15 protein-coding genes are annotated in these 14530 nt (G+C 67.1%); 3 read left to right on the top strand and 12 right to left on the bottom strand.

Annotated elements, in window-relative coordinates; genetic code table 11:
• The first annotated feature begins 3 nt into the window (after positions 1-3).
• Positions 4-1089: an NAD(P)H-dependent flavin oxidoreductase gene (locus OOZ63_RS23610; protein WP_266008096.1), complete on the top strand. Its 1086-nt coding sequence runs from the start codon at positions 4-6 to the stop codon at positions 1087-1089.
• A gap of 22 nt (positions 1090-1111) precedes the next feature.
• Complete coding sequence (locus OOZ63_RS23605) at positions 1112-2401, top strand: glutamate-5-semialdehyde dehydrogenase (protein WP_266008095.1); 1290 nt, start codon at positions 1112-1114, stop codon at positions 2399-2401.
• 4 nt (positions 2402-2405) lie between these two features.
• On the opposite strand, the gene OOZ63_RS23600 is transcribed toward OOZ63_RS23605, so the two are convergent.
• From OOZ63_RS23600 to OOZ63_RS23550, 11 genes are all read right to left on the bottom strand, one after another.
• Positions 2406-3383: an ABC transporter ATP-binding protein gene (locus tag OOZ63_RS23600; protein WP_266008094.1), complete on the bottom strand. Its 978-nt coding sequence runs from the start codon at positions 3381-3383 to the stop codon at positions 2406-2408.
• Positions 3380-4357: an ABC transporter ATP-binding protein gene (locus OOZ63_RS23595; RefSeq protein WP_266008093.1), complete on the bottom strand. Its 978-nt coding sequence runs from the start codon at positions 4355-4357 to the stop codon at positions 3380-3382. The genes OOZ63_RS23600 and OOZ63_RS23595 overlap by 4 nt, the downstream gene beginning before the upstream one ends.
• Positions 4357-5271: an ABC transporter permease gene (locus OOZ63_RS23590; protein ID WP_266008092.1), complete on the bottom strand. Its 915-nt coding sequence runs from the start codon at positions 5269-5271 to the stop codon at positions 4357-4359. The genes OOZ63_RS23595 and OOZ63_RS23590 overlap by 1 nt, the downstream gene beginning before the upstream one ends.
• The gene (locus OOZ63_RS23585; RefSeq protein WP_266008091.1) at positions 5237-6196 is read right to left on the bottom strand and encodes an ABC transporter permease; all 960 of its coding nucleotides are present in this window, start codon (positions 6194-6196) and stop codon (positions 5237-5239) included. The genes OOZ63_RS23590 and OOZ63_RS23585 overlap by 35 nt, the downstream gene beginning before the upstream one ends.
• Before the next feature lie 39 nt (positions 6197-6235).
• Positions 6236-8026, bottom strand: a complete 1791-nt coding sequence (locus tag OOZ63_RS23580; protein ID WP_266008090.1) for a peptide ABC transporter substrate-binding protein — start codon at positions 8024-8026, stop codon at positions 6236-6238.
• Between the two features lie 87 nt (positions 8027-8113).
• Complete coding sequence (locus OOZ63_RS23575) at positions 8114-8428, bottom strand: PspC domain-containing protein (protein WP_266008089.1); 315 nt, start codon at positions 8426-8428, stop codon at positions 8114-8116.
• Between the two features lie 107 nt (positions 8429-8535).
• Positions 8536-8982, bottom strand: a complete 447-nt coding sequence (locus OOZ63_RS23570) for a lactoylglutathione lyase (RefSeq protein WP_266008088.1) — start codon at positions 8980-8982, stop codon at positions 8536-8538.
• A gap of 27 nt (positions 8983-9009) precedes the next feature.
• The gene (locus OOZ63_RS23565; RefSeq protein WP_266008087.1) at positions 9010-10152 is read right to left on the bottom strand and encodes a sensor domain-containing diguanylate cyclase; all 1143 of its coding nucleotides are present in this window, start codon (positions 10150-10152) and stop codon (positions 9010-9012) included.
• Positions 10153-10216: 64 nt separating this feature from the next.
• The gene (locus OOZ63_RS23560; RefSeq protein WP_266008086.1) at positions 10217-11410 is read right to left on the bottom strand and encodes a CaiB/BaiF CoA transferase family protein; all 1194 of its coding nucleotides are present in this window, start codon (positions 11408-11410) and stop codon (positions 10217-10219) included.
• Between the two features lie 2 nt (positions 11411-11412).
• Positions 11413-12333 (bottom strand): hydroxymethylglutaryl-CoA lyase, encoded by a 921-nt coding sequence (locus OOZ63_RS23555; protein ID WP_266008085.1) that lies wholly within the window; start codon positions 12331-12333, stop codon positions 11413-11415.
• A 61-nt stretch (positions 12334-12394) separates the two neighbouring features.
• Entirely contained in the window at positions 12395-12814 is a 420-nt protein-coding gene (locus OOZ63_RS23550; RefSeq protein WP_266008084.1) for a RidA family protein, read from the bottom strand.
• 221 nt (positions 12815-13035) lie between these two features.
• Here OOZ63_RS23550 and OOZ63_RS23545 point away from each other — a divergent pair, with 221 nt between their 5' ends.
• A complete protein-coding gene (locus tag OOZ63_RS23545) occupies positions 13036-14109 on the top strand; it encodes a hypothetical protein (protein ID WP_266008083.1) in 1074 nt (357 codons plus the stop codon).
• A gap of 4 nt (positions 14110-14113) precedes the next feature.
• On the opposite strand, the gene OOZ63_RS23540 is transcribed toward OOZ63_RS23545, so the two are convergent.
• Complete coding sequence (locus OOZ63_RS23540) at positions 14114-14509, bottom strand: hypothetical protein (protein ID WP_266008082.1); 396 nt, start codon at positions 14507-14509, stop codon at positions 14114-14116.
• Between the last annotated feature and the right edge of the window lie 21 nt (positions 14510-14530).

The following is a 14530-nucleotide window of genomic DNA, read 5'->3' as shown; positions in this document are numbered from 1 at the left end:
GCGATGAACAACTGGCCCGACACCCGCATTCTCGATGTGTTCGGCATCGAGTTGCCCATCATCCAGGCGCCGATGGCCGGACCCACGCTGCATGAGATGGTGGTGGCCGTCTCTGAGGCCGGCGGCCTGGGCTCGCTGCCCTGTGCGCTCCTGAGCCCGGCCCAGCAGCGCGAGCAGCTGGCGCTGATACGGGCTCAGACCGCCAAACCTATCAATCTGAACTTCTTCTGCCACCGCCCGCCCGAGGCGGACGCCGAGCGCGAGTCCGCGTGGCGACAGCGGCTGCGCCCGTACTACATGGAGCTGGGCCTGGATCCCGATGGTCCGGTGCCGACGTCGAACCGCCAGCCCTTTGATGCGGCCAGCTGCGAGCTGATCGAGGCATTCCGTCCCGAGGTCGTCAGCTTCCATTTCGGTCTGCCCGCGCCCGAGTTGCAGGCCCGGGTGCGCGCCAGCGGCGCCAAGATCATCGCCTCGGCGACCACGGTGGCCGAGGCGCGCTGGCTCGAAGCCCAGGGTGTGGACGCCATCATCGCCCAGGGCTTCGAGGCCGGCGGTCATCGTGGCCATTTCATGGCCGACGAGGTCGACACCCAGGTCGGCACCTTCTCGCTGCTGCCTCAGGTGGTCGACGCGGTGCGGCTGCCGGTGATCGCGACCGGCGGCATCGCCGACCCACGTGGCATCCATGCCGCTTTCGTGCTGGGCGCGGCCGCCGTGCAGATCGGTACCGCCTATCTGTTCACGCCCGAGGCCCATCTGACGGCGCCACACCGCGCCGCGCTGCGCAGCGAGCGCGCCGAGCAAACGGCGCTGACCAATATCTTCACCGGCCGGCCGGCACGCGGCATCGTCAACCGCTTAATGCGTGAAGTCGGCCCGATCTCGGCCCTGGCCCCGGCCTTCCCTACCGCCGGCGGCGCATTGACGCCGCTGCGCGCGGCCAGCGAGCCAAGAGGGGATGAAGGTTCGGGCGACTTCATGTCGCTGTGGTCGGGGCAGTCGGCGCGGCTGGCGCGCGAGGGCTTTGCCTCGGGGGCACTGACGCGTTGGCTGGCCGAGCAAGCGCTGTTGCGCATGGGACGCTGAGTGCATCGGCGAGAATCAGGGCATGAGTGACGACATCCAGACCCTGATGCAGACCCTGGGCCGCCAGGCCCGTGCCGCCGCGACCTCGATGGCCGCCGCACCCACCGCCGCCAAGAACGCCGCGCTGCTGGCGCTGGCGCGCCGCCTCGGCGAGGCCGGCCCGGCGCTGCGCAAAGCCAATGAGCGCGATCTGGAGGCTGCGGTCAAGGCCGGGCTGGATGCGCCTATGGTCGACCGGCTTCGGCTGACCGACAAGGTCATTGCCACGGTGGCCGAGGGCTGTGCGCAGATCGCCGCGATGCCCGATCCGATCGGCGAGATCGGCGGCGTCAAGCGCCGCCCGAGCGGCATCAGCGTCGGCCAGATGCGCGTGCCGCTGGGCGTGTTCGGCATGATTTACGAGAGCCGGCCCAATGTGACCATCGAGGCCGCGTCGCTGGCCATCAAGAGCGGCAATGCCTGCATCTTGCGCGGCGGTTCCGAGGCCCTGCATTCGAATCTGGCGCTGGCGCAGATCGTCGGCGACGCGCTGGCCGAAGCCGGTCTGCCGCGCGAGGCCGTGCAGCTGGTCGGCACCACCGACCGCGCCGCGGTCGGTGCGCTGATCACGATGCCGGAGTTTGTCGACGTCATCATCCCGCGCGGCGGCAAGGGCCTGATCGAGCGCATCAGCCGCGAAGCCAAGGTGCCGGTGATCAAGCATCTGGACGGCAACTGCCACAGCTATGTCGACGCCGAGGTCGAGCTGGGTCTGGCGCTGCGCGTGGTCGACAACGCCAAGACGCAAAAGTACAGCCCTTGCAATGCGACCGAATCGCTGCTGGTGCATGCCGAGCAGGCGAGCGAGTTCCTGCCCCGCATCGGCGCGATCTTCGCGGCCAAGGGCGTCGAGATGCGCGGCTGCCCGCGCACGCTGGCCCTGCTGGGCCCGCTGCAAGGTGGCCTGGCTGGCGCCAAGCTGGCGGCCGCCACCGAGGCCGATTGGAGTGAGGAGTACCTGGCGCCGGTCATCAGCATCAAGGTGGTCGACAGCCTGGACGAGGCGATTGCCCATATCAACCGCTACGGCTCGCACCACACCGACGCGATTCTGACGACCAACCACCCGAACGCGATGCGCTTTCTGCGCGAGGTCGATTCGGCCAGTGTGATGGTCAATGCCAGCACCCGCTTTGCCGACGGCTTCGAGTACGGCTTGGGTGCCGAAATCGGCATCTCGACCGACAAGTTCCATGCCCGCGGACCGGTCGGGTTGGAGGGGTTGACCTCGATGAAGTGGGTGGTGCTGGGGCAGGGCGAGGTCAGGGGCTGAGCGACTAGCCTCGCAGATGACAAGCCACCCAATGGCCGTCTGTGGTTTCTTTCAGAGGCGGTGACTCGCTGCCGCACAGCGGCATCTGCTTGATCGGGCAGCGGGTGTGGAAGTGGCAGCCCGAGGGTGGGTTGATCGGACTGGGTACATCGCCTTGCAGCATGATGCGTTTGCGCTTGACGGTGGGGTCTGGGATCGGAACCGCCGACAGCAGGGCCTCTGTATAGGGGTGCAGTGGCCGGCTGTAGAGCTCGCGGGCACTGGCGATCTCGACAATGCGGCCCAAGTACATCACCGCGACGCGGGTGCTGGCGTGCTCGACGACCGAGAGGTCATGGGCGATGAAGAGATAGGTCAGATTGAACTTGGCCTGCAGATCTTCGAGCAGATTGATGACCTGGGCTTGGATGGAGACATCCAGCGCCGACACTGCCTCGTCGCAGACGATCAGCTTGGGGCTGACCGCCAGCGCGCGGGCGATGCCGATACGCTGGCGCTGACCGCCGGAGAACTCGTGCGGGTAGCGTCGCAGATGGTCGGCGGACAGGCCGACGGTCTCTAGCAGCTCGACGATGCGGCCCTCGTAGTCTGCCCGGGTCTTGGCCAGCTTGTGGATGGTCAGGGCCTCGCCGATGATGGCGCCCACCGTCATGCGCGGGTTCAGCGAGGCATAGGGATCCTGGAAGATGATCTGCATATCGCGCGCCAAGGCGCGCAGCTCGCTCTTGCCCAGCGCAGTGACCTCGCGGCCCTCGAACCAGACCTGGCCCGAGCTCGGCTCGATCAGGCGCAGGATGCAGCGGCCGGTGGTCGACTTGCCGCAGCCCGACTCGCCGACCAGACCCAGGGTCTCGCCGGCCATCAGCTCGAAGCTGACGCCGTCGACCGCATGCACCCGCGCCTGCTCGCGGCCCAGCAGCCCACCCTTGATCGGGAAATGCTTGACCAGATTCTCGACCTTCAGCAGCGGTGTGGTGCTCATAGGATGCAGGCGACCTTGTGGCCGGGAGCGATCTCGCGCAGCGCCGGCGTGGCCTGGGTGCAGGCGCCGCTGGCGTATTTGCAGCGCGGCGCGAAGCGGCAGCCCTCGGGCGGATTGATCAGCTTGGGCACCGTGCCGGCAATCGCCTCCAGCCGGATTTTGTGGGTGGCGTCCAGGTCGATGCGTGGGATCGAACGGATCAGGCCTTGGGTGTAGGGGTGGCGCGGGTTGGCGAACAGCTGCTCTACCGTGGCCTCCTCGATCACCTTGCCGGCATACATCACGACGACGCGCTGTGCGACCTCGGCGACCACGCCCATCGCGTGGGTGATCAAGAGGATGCTCATGCCCAGCCGCGATTTCAGCTCGGCCAGCAGCTCCAGGATCTGGGCCTGTATCGTTACGTCCAGCGCGGTGGTGGGCTCGTCGGCGATCAGTAACTGCGGATTGCAGCTCAAGGCCATCGCGATCATCACGCGCTGGCGCATGCCGCCGGAGAACTGGTGCGGATAGTCGCGCACGCGGCGCTGCGGCGTCGGGATGTTGACCAGGCGCAGCATCTCGACCGCACGGTCCATCGCGTCACGCCGGTTCAGCCCCTCCTGCAGGCGCAGTACCTCGGCGATCTGCTGGCCCACTGTGTAGACTGGGTTTAGCGAGGTCATCGGCTCCTGGAACACGATGGCGATCTGCTTGGCGCGGATGCGCCGCATCTCGCTCTCGGGCAGGCTCACAAGGTCGCGGCCCTGCCAGAGGATCTGCCCGGCGACGATGCGGCCCGGCGGCATCGGCAGCAGCTTGAGCACACTCATCGCGGTGACCGACTTGCCGCAGCCTGACTCGCCGACCACGCAGACCGTCTCGCCGCGATGTACCGTCAGATCGACGCCGTCGACCGCGTGCAGCCAGCCGGCATCGGTGGCGAAATGGGTCTTCAGGCCGCGGATGTCGAGCAGCGGGGTGTCGAGACTCATCACATCACCTTGCGCGGATCGAGCGCGTCGCGCAGACCATCGCCGATGAAGTTGATCGTCAGCACCGCCAGGAAGATCGCCAGGCCGGGGAAGATGGCCCAGTGCGGCGCGATGTCCAGATAGTCCTTGGCGTCGAAGAGGATGCGACCCCAGGTCGGGATATCGGGTGGGAAGCCCAGGCCCAGAAAGGAGAGGGTCGATTCGGCAATGATGGCGGCCGCCACATCGATGGTGCCGGCCACGATCACAGGGCCCAGCGCATTGGGCAGGATGTGGCGCGTGACCTGGCGCGGTGTGCTCGCGCCCAGGGCCCTTGCCGCCTCGACGAACTCCTTCTCGCGCAACGAGAAGAACTGCGCCCGCACGAGCCGCGCCACCGGCATCCAGCGAAAGCCGCCGATCACGACGACGATCAGGATGAAGACGCCGACTTCGGGGCCGAAGGTCTCCTTCAGTCCATCGCGGAACAGATAGATGATCAGCAGCAGCAAGGGTAGCTGGGGCAGCGAGAGAAACAGATCGGTCAGCCACATCAGCGCCGCGTCGACGCTGCCGCGCGAGATGCCGGCGATCGCGCCGATCAGCACGCCGACCACCACGGCCATCAGCATCGCCGCCAGGCCAACGGCCAGCGAGATGCGGCCACCATAGAGCAGGCGGGCCAGCAGGTCCTGGCCCAGATCATCGGTGCCCAGCGGGTGAGCCAGCGAGGGGCTCTTGAGCCGGGCCGTGAAGTCGATGTCGTTGATCGCGACGGGCCACAGCCATGGCCCGACCAGCACGGCCGTCACCATCAGTAGCAGTATCGCCAGGCTGAGCATGGCCATGCGGTGGCGCTTGAAGCGCCGCCAGGCCTCGCCCCAGGGCGAGACGGTGGCATTAGCGGTAACTGATGCGCGGGTCGAGCCAGCCATAGAGCAGATCGGCCAAGAGGTTGAAGAAGATCACCAGGCAGGCGAACACAAAGGTCACCGCCATGATCACCGGCGTGTCATTGGCCAGGATGGCGCTGATCAGTAGCGAGCCGATGCCGGGGATGCGGAAGATCTGTTCGGTGACGATGGCGCCACCGAACACCGCCGGCATCTGCAGCGCTACCAGGGTCACGACCGGGATCAGCGCATTGCGCAGCACATGCTTGATCACGACTCCGCTCTCGGAGAGGCCTTTGGAGCGGGCCGTGGTCACATAGTCGAGCTTGATCACGTCCAGCACCGCTGAGCGGACATAGCGGGTCCAGCTGGCGCCCTGGAACAGGCCCAGGACAGCCACCGGCATGATGGACTGCCGGATGTGCTCCCACCACCAGGTCCAGCCGCTGGCCTCGATATCGGCTCGATAGACAAAGGGCAGCCAGTCGAGCTGGATCGAGAACAGCAGAATCAGCAGCAGACCGGTGAAGAAGGTCGGCAACGAGAAGCCGACAAAGGCCAGCGTGTTGGCGATCTGGTCGAACACCGAGTAGGGCCGGGTCGCCGCGAACACGCCCACCGGTATCGCGATCAGCAGGGCCAGCAGCTGCGAGCTGCCGATGATGACCAGGGTGGTCGGCAAGCGCTGCAGGATCAACTGGTCCACATCGACGCGGCTGACGAAGGAAAAGCCCCAGTCGCCCTGGAACATCGCGAACAGCCAGCGGAAATAGCGCTGCCAGACCGGGTCATCGAGGCCGAACTTGGCGCGCAGCATCTGGCGCACCTCGGCCGGCACATTCGGGTTGGTGGCCAGCTCCTCGAAGGGGTCGCCGGGCGCCAGCGCGAGCACGGTGAACAGCACGACGCTGATGCCCAGCAGGCTGGGCAGCGCGTAGAGCAGACGGCGCAGCAGGTATTGGAACATTCAGTGGAACATTCAGCGGCGGTGCTGCAACGATGGCGATCAGGCTTCCTTGAACCAGTCCTTCAGGTTCCACATATCGTTGTCCCAGCCGCTCAGCGGCGCATAGAGCTTGTTGGCGACCGCAGCCACACGCGGACGGTAGACCACCGGGATCACCACCGGATCGCTGCACACCAGCTCGTTCATGCGAATGAACAGCGCGGCGCGCTTGACCGGGTCCAACTCGCTCTCGGCCGCACGGAAGGCCTTGTCATACTCCTCGTTGCTCCAGCGCGAGAGATTACGGCCCTGCCATTTATTGTCTCTGCTGGCGGCTTCCCAGGAGGCGAACTGGTTCATGAACAGCTCGGGATCGGGCTGGGTCATCGTCGTCGTGTACATCTGCACGTCGCAGAAGAACTTGGTGTAGGTATCGGGGTTGCCGATGTCCGAAGAGAAGAACACCGAGGCGGTCACCGACTTCAGCTCTAGATCGATGCCGGCCTTCTGCGCCGCTTGCTTGACGATGGCCTGGGTCTTCTGGCGGGGCGCGTTGATCGAAGTTTGGAACACCAGCTTGAGCTTCTTGCCGCCCTTCTCGCGGATGCCGTCGCCGCCTTTCTTCCAGCCAGCCGCGTCCAGCAGCACACCGGCCTTGTCGATGCTGAACTCCCACTTCATGGTCTTGGAGCGGAAGCGCTCGGGGTTGTTCAAGAAGTTGGCAGTGGCTACGCCAGTGCGGCCGTAGATGAACTCCTGCACCGCCGCGCGGTCCACTAACAAGCCCAGTGCCTTGCGCACCGCCGGATCGGACAGGATGGGGTGACGGCTCTTCGGGTGCGCTCGCTCGCCCTCGGTATCGGTCCACGGGTCGGCCATGTTCAGCACGATGAACTCGATATTGCCGCCTGGCGTGATCTCCGCACGGCCACGGCCGCCAGCCTCCAATCGCTTCAGAATCTCGTCCTCGACCTGCATATTCCAGGCGTAGTCGAATTCGCCCGTCTGTATCACCGCGCGCGCCGCCGAGACCGCGTCGCCGCCCCCCTTCATCTCTATCGTGTCGAAGAAAGGACGGTGCTCGAAGTGGTAGCCGGTGTTGATCGCGCCGCGCACCATATCGCCCGGCTTGAAGTCCACGAACTTGTAGGGGCCTGTGCCGACAGGCTTCAGATTGGTCGGCGCCTCGCGCGATTTGGCTCCGATGTAGTCGGCGAACAGATGCTTGGGGATCAGCATGCCGCGGGTGCCGACAAAGGGGTCGGCCCAGAAGGGTGTGGGCTTCTTGAACAGCACCTTGACGGTGTGGCTGTCGATCTTCTCGACCTTGCAGTCCTTGTACGTGCCTATCGTGACGGCGGCCGTGTCGGGGTTGCTGGCGTACTCCCAGTTGAACACGCAGTCATCGGCGGTGAAGGGCTTGCCGTCGTGCCAGGTGGCGCCGCGCTTGAGCTTCCAGATCACCGACATGCCGTCCTTGGCAAGGCCGCCGTTGGTCAAGCTGGGGACCTCGGCCGCCAGGATCGGCACCAGATTGCCGTCGGCGTCCCATGCGGCCAGCGGCTCGTAGAAGATGCGTGCGCCTTCCTGGTCCTTGGTGCCGGTGGCGAAGTGCGGGTTCAGCAGCGTGGCCCCCTGCCACCACAAGAGTTTCAGCGCGCCGCCTCCGCCGCGCTTGGTCGGCTTATAGCCCGATCGGGTCTGGGCCTGGGCTATGCCGGCATTGAGCAGCATCTGGCCCGCAATCGGCGCCGTCAGGCCCAGGACCAGCATGCGTTGGATGAAAGACCGTCGGGCCAGCCGGCCCTCGCGCACATCCTCGATCAGACCGCGCAATGCTTGCTCTTGCATGGGTAACCTCCGTAGGACCGGAACTGCCTAGCCGAACTGCCGAGCCATGCTAGCAGCGAGGCGTGAGAGGCCTGATCGGGGTCGGCCCTAGTCCTGCGGCACAAAGATCCACATCAGCAGATAGAACAGTACCCCAGTGCCACCGCACAGGGCCAGCAAGGTGAAGCCCAGGCGCCAGACCCAGGAGGCCATGCCGGTGATGCGGGCTAGGCCGCCGCAGACGCCGCCGACCCAGCGATCGTCACGGCTGCGGCGCAGCGCATTGATCGCGGCGGAGGCTGGTGCGCCGCTGCCGACGTCGCCGGCCAGCACGCGGGCCTTGGCGCGGCTGAACTCCTCGTCGCCGAGTGCGCCGCGTTGATGCAGGTCGGCGAGCTTTTCAAGTTCGTCGCTGATGGTCATGGTCGTTCCTCCTGGTTTGCAATGCCTGCAGACTAAGGGCAGGTCGACAGCAGTACCAGGGCGATCCGACAGACTGCGGCTCGCCGGGGACAGGCCGGCCGCCCGGCTTACCAACTGCCGGAATTGGCCATCGAGGCCCAGGGCTCGGCCGGGGGCAGCGCCGGGCCGTCCTGCAAGAGTTCGACCGAGATATTGTCGGGCGAGCGCACAAAAGCCATGCGTCCATCGCGCGGCGGGCGCAGGACGGTCACGCCATGGTCTTGCAGGCGCTGGCAGGCGGCGTAGATATCGGGTGTTGCGAAGGCCAGGTGGCCGAAGTTGCGACCGCCCGTGTAGACCTCGCTCTTGCCGTCGGCATCGGGCCAGTTGTAGGTCAGCTCGACCTGCGGTTGATACTTGCCGGTCTCGTCGCCGGGGGCGGCCAGATAGACCAGCGTGAAGCGGCCGGCCTCGTGCTCGCTGCGGCGCACCTCGACCATGCCCAGCGCGTCGCGGTAGAACTTCAGCGAGGCTTCCAGATCGGTGACGCGCACCATGGTGTGCAGATACTTCATATCAGTCGTTCCTTCCTTGGCGATTGCTCAATGCGCTATTGTCGCGCGCCGCCCGGCGCTGACGCGGTTGCGGCCGGCTTCCTTGGCGGCGTACAGCGCCTCGTCCGCCCGCGCCAGCAGCGCGTCGGCGCTGTCCATGCCGGGCGCCAGCTCGGCGCAGCCGATGCTGACCGTCACTGCGGCCGGCAACTGCAGCTGGGCAATGGCCATGCGCAGCCTCTCGGCCAGCTGTTGCGCCTGGGCCAGCCCGGTGCCGGGCAGCAGCAGCGCGAACTCCTCGCCGCCGATGCGGGCAGCTAGATCGCTGTCGCGCAGGCTGGCGCGGCAGCAGAGCGCCACTTCGCGCAGTACCGTATCGCCGAGCTGGTGGCCGCCGCTGTCGTTGATGCGCTTGAAGTGGTCGACATCCAGCGCCAGCAGGGCCATCGGCCGGCCGCTGGCGCGGCTCTCGGCCAGCGCGCTCTCTGCGGCGCGGAAAAACTGGCGGCGGTTCGGCAGCGTGGTCAGCGCATCGGTGCGGGCCAGCAGTTCGGTCTCGGCCAGCAGATGCTGGTTCACGGCTAGCATCTGGTGCAGCTCGCTCTCGGTGCGGTAGAGCTGGCGATTGAGCCGCTGGATCACCCAGGCGGCTACGCTGCAGACACCGGCCCATAGAACATGAAAGAACACCACGCGCTTGACGGTCGTCGCGTCCAGACCCAGGGCTGGCAGCAGCGCGGCCGTGGCCAGCACAGTCAGGCCGCCGCAGACCAGTACCAGGACCAGACTTGACTTGGCGATCAGCAGCCCCATCAGATAGAGCAGCGAGGTGGCTAGGATGAACTCGGGCCGGTCCAGCAACTGGCCGTCGATCAGGCAGGCGAAGCTGACGCCCACCAGGGTGTACAGCGGGTAGGACAGCGACATCGGCAGCCGCCAGCCTGGCTTGAAGCTCAGAGCGCTGAGCACGGCCCAGAACAGCAGATAGCCCAGGCGCAGGCGCAGCACCTCGGCGGCGGCCGGCTCGATCAGCCAGTCGCCCAGTAGATAGAGCAAGGGGATCAGACCGCCGATCGCATAGACGAAGCGCAGCACTGGCCAGGAACGTAGGGCAAGCCAGTCCTGGTAGGCAGGCACGACCGGGCTGTGGGAAGTGGGCGAGGAGCTGTGCTGCACGGAAGGGGCCGCCATGCGGCGCGATAGCGGACCAGCGGCCCGAAGCCCCACGATTGTCCGCCTTGGGCGTGGCACCTGCCTAGGCCAGTACGCCCTCGGCTATCAAAGCCGTGACTTCGGTCTCGCTGTAGCCCAGCTCGGTCAGTAGGCGCCGGTTGTGCTGGCCCAGCGTTGGCGGTTGCTCGCGCAGGCCCAGGCGTCGGCCGTCCAGGCTCAGCGGCAGCAGCGGCACGCGGGTCTCGCGACCGTCGGGCAGGTTCAGCGGCGCCAGCCCGCCGGTGGCCAGCAGATGCGGGTCGTCCATCAGTTGCTCGGGTCGGGTGATGGGCGCGAACGGCAGTCCCTGGGCCTCGAACACCGCAGCGATTTCGGCGGCCGGCCGGGGTGCAAGGCGCTCGCGCAGCGCAGGGATCAGCCAGTCGCGCGCGCGCACCCGGTCGTTATTGCTGGCCAGGCGCGCATCGGCGCGCAGCTCGGCCAGGGCGAAGGCCTCGCAGAACAGCGCCCATTGCGTGTCGCTGACCACGGCGAGGAAGATCTGCTCGCCATCCCTGACCGTGAACACGTCATAGATGCCCCAGGCCGAGATGCGCTCGGGCATCGGCGCGGCGGGCTTGCCTGTGACTGCGAACTGCATCATGTGCTGGGCCACCAGAAAGACATTGTTCTCGAACAGGGCCGACTGCACCTGTTGGCCGCGCCCGGTGACGTGGCGCTGCTGCAGCGCGGCCAGCACGCCGATCGCGCCGAAGAGCCCGCCCATGATGTCGTTGACACTGGAGCCGGCGCGCAGGGGATCGCCCGGTCGGCCTGTCATGTACGCCAGTCCCCCCATCATCTGCACCACCTCGTCCAGCGCGGTGCGATGCTCGTAGGGGCCGGGCAGAAAACCCTTGTGCGAGACATAGATTAGGCGTGGGTTCAGCGCCGTCAGCGCCGCATGGCCGAGGCCCAGCCGTTCCATCGTGCCGCTCTTGAAGTTCTCGCTGAACACATCAGCGCTGGCCAGCAGCTTCAGCACGATCTCCAGTCCCTGGGGGTGCTTGATGTCCAGCGCCAGACTGAGCTTGTTCCGGTTGAACATTGGAAAAAAGCCGGCCCCCGAGCCCAGCAGCTTGCGGGTGTTGTCGCCGCTCATCGGCTCGACCTTGATGACCTCGGCGCCCAGATCGCCCAGCACCATGCCGCAGGTCGGCCCCATCACCATATGGGTGAACTCGATCACTCGCAGACCGGCAAGGGGCAGGTTTTGCTGCTTGTGTTCTTCTGTCATGACTAAAATCCTTTGGGAAGCCCGGCCTCGGCCAGCATGCCGTAGACCGCCTCGCCGGGCAGCCCCTCGCGCAGCGGAGCGCGGGCTGCCAGCAGCTTGTGGATGTCGATGCCGGTGTCCACGCCCATGGCCTCGAACATGAAGACTAGGTCCTCGGTGACCACATTGCCCGAGGCGCCCGGCGCATAGGGACAGCCGCCGAGGCCGCCCAGCGAGGCATCGAAAGTTCTGACGCCCACATCGAAGGCCGCCAGGCAGTTGGCCAGGCCCAGCCCCCGCGTGTTGTGCAGATGGGCGGCGCCGGCGCGCGACCCCAGCTCAGCGCGTAGCCGCGTGAACAGCCGCCGCACCTGGGCCGGGTTGGCCATACCGGCGGTGTCGGACAGGCCCACCTCGTCGGCCCCGGCTTCGGCGCAGGCCACAGCCAGGCGCAGCACCGCGTCCTCGTCGACCCGGCCGGCCAGCGTGCAGCCGAAGGCGGTGGACAGGCCCACCTCCACGCCCAACTCAGCCCCCATCTGCGGCGCGCGCTCCCGGCGCAGCGCGGTGACCGCGCGCAGCTCCGCGACCATGGCCTCGGGCGTCTTGCGAACATTGGCCAGCGAATGAGCCTCGCTGACCGAAATCGGCAGACTGACTTTGTGGGCGCCGGCGGCGATGGCTGCCTCGGCGCCGCGCTGATTCGGCACCAGGGCCAACACGCGCAGGCCCGGCAGGGTCAGCGCATGAGCGACGACCTCGGCCACATCAGCCATCTGCGGCAGCAGCCTTGCCGGCACAAAGGAGCCGACCTCGATCTCGCGCAGCCCGGCCGCGTGCAGCGCGTCGATCCAGCGCCGCTTGGCCGCGGTGGGCATCACGCTGGCGATGCTTTGCAGGCCGTCGCGCGGGCCGACCTCGCTGATCAGGACTTGGGGTGACATGGGCTGGGATGGTGTTGGGTCGCCAGCCCGGATTGTCCACGCGAATGAGGGCCTCTTTGCCTCAGGCCGCCAGTACCGCTGTGGCCTCGATCTCGATCAGCATACCGTCCAGTGCCAGGCGCAGCACCGGGATCAGGGTGCAGGCCGGCGTCGGCGCCCCGCCCCACAGCACCCTCAGCGCCCGGCTGAGCTGCGCCAGCCTGGCCTCGCTGTGCCCGACTACCAGCACCGTCAAACGCGCCACGTCCCGCAGGCCGGCGCCGCCCGCGCGCAGCGCGGTCTGCACGTTGGCCAGGCATTGCGCCAACTGACCCTCGAAGTCTTCGGGCAGGCCGGCGTTGGGGTGTTCGCCGCCCTGGCCGGACAGCAGTAGCCAGCGGGCTGGGCCCTGCACGAGGGCCAGGTGGGAATAGCCGTTGGGCACCGGGTCATAGAGCCCGGCGGGGTTGTGGAAGCTGAGCAGGGTGGTCGATGTTCTCACGGCTTGGGCTCGGATCGGTGGATCGTCAGGTTGATGGAACAGACCTCCAGTCTCGAACCTCAACTCGGCTTGAGGTCAAGGCAGCGAGGTCAAGAACTTACAGCGCCAGGGCCTATTGCCTAAGGCCCGGCAGTTCAGTGCCGGAGCTTGCCTGTGGCTCTTGCGATGCGCCGCCGTGACCCTATCTGGGAGACCAGCCCGTCCTCACACCCACGCTGCCCATGAACCCACGCCCGCCGAGCCAGTCGCAGCCCCTGGCCACCCGCCTGCATAGCCATCAAGCACTGGCGACGCAACTGGCCGGGCTGGACGACACGGCACTGAGTCGCTGGTTGGCGGCCGCGCCGACGGCGTCGATGAGCATTGGCGGGCGCACGATGCGTTTGCAACTGGACCAGCGGGAGGTCTTTGCCAAGCTGATACCGCTCAGCGCGCTGGAGCTGGAGCACCCGGGCAGCAGTGCCAATCTGTTCGGGCTGCCGACCTATTTCCAGTACGGCATCGGCTCGGTCGGCTTCGGGGCCTGGCGCGAACTCGCCGCCCAGCAGATGGCCAGCGACTGGGTACGGTCGGGGGCCTGTGGTGGCTTCCCCCTGCTGCATCATTGGCGGCTTCTGGGGCTGCCTGCGCTCCATGGGCTCAACGAGGCGTTCCAGGACTGGGGCGCCGACTACTTTGCCGCTGCCGAGCCAGCATCTCTGCCCGGGCAGGCCGAGGTGCTGGCCCGTTTTGCTGCCGTGCAGCGGCCGGCCGCCTGGCTGGTGTTGCTTCTGGAGTGCTTTGCCGCGCCGGTCTCGACCTGGCTGCGGGCTGCCCTGACCCAGGGCGGCCCGCCGGCCGATCGGGCCGTGGCCCTGGTGGACGAGGGCATGGACGGACTGCTAGGCTTTTTAGGCCGGCAGGGCTTCGTCCATTTCGACACCCATCTCGACAATCTGCTGACCGACGGTGAGGCGCTGTACCTGAGCGACTTCGGCCTGGCCAGTTCTCCTCAGTTCGCGCTGAGCGACGCGGAGCGCGCCTTTGCGGCCGTCCATGCGGACTATGACGCCGCCCGCTTCGCGAGCAGCCTGGTCCAGGCGCTGGTGACAAGCCGGGGCCTGAGCTGGCGTGACTACCTGGCCGCGCCAGAGCGTTTGGATGTCGAGACCCTGCCAGTGCCATTGCGGCGCGTCTACCGGCGCCATGCGCCGCCGGCCCTGGCGCTGTGCGAGTTCTCGCGCCGTCTGCAGCGCGACAGCAAGCTCAGCCCCTACCCGGCGGCCGCGTTGCGCCGCCTGTCTGTGGCAGGCTGAGCGATCAGCCGGCAAGCACAGTTGCCGGGCGCGGTGTTGCTTTGTTCAGCAGCAGGTTCAGCAGAGCGCCCAGCAGCAGCAGGGCCAGCAGGCCAGCGCCCCAGATCACCCAGGCTAGCGGTTGCAGCCAGCCCATCGCAGAGCCCAGCCAGGGGGGCGCTTGCGAGATCAGGGCCATCAGGCCTGTCAGACCGCCGCGCAGCAGTTCGGCCCAGGCCGGGTCGATCCAGGGCGCCAGCCAGGCGGGCAGCGGCCATTGGGCGATGGCGCGCTCCAGCTCGCCGGCATCACCGGCGCTCAGGCGCGCGGCCAGCCACTGCAGCAGTTCGATACTGAGCCAGGCGCAGCCGCTCCAGATGGCGGCCAACAGGGCTATAAAAATCCAGAGTGCAGTTTTCATGCGGCACTACCTTAACCCGAT

The sequence above is a fragment of the Paucibacter sp. PLA-PC-4 genome (genome assembly GCF_026241155.1).
In the GTDB taxonomy this organism is placed as follows: domain Bacteria; phylum Pseudomonadota; class Gammaproteobacteria; order Burkholderiales; family Burkholderiaceae_C; genus Roseateles_E.
Note: the sequence above shows the minus strand (reverse complement) of the source record. Positions and strands in the feature narration are given on the sequence as shown.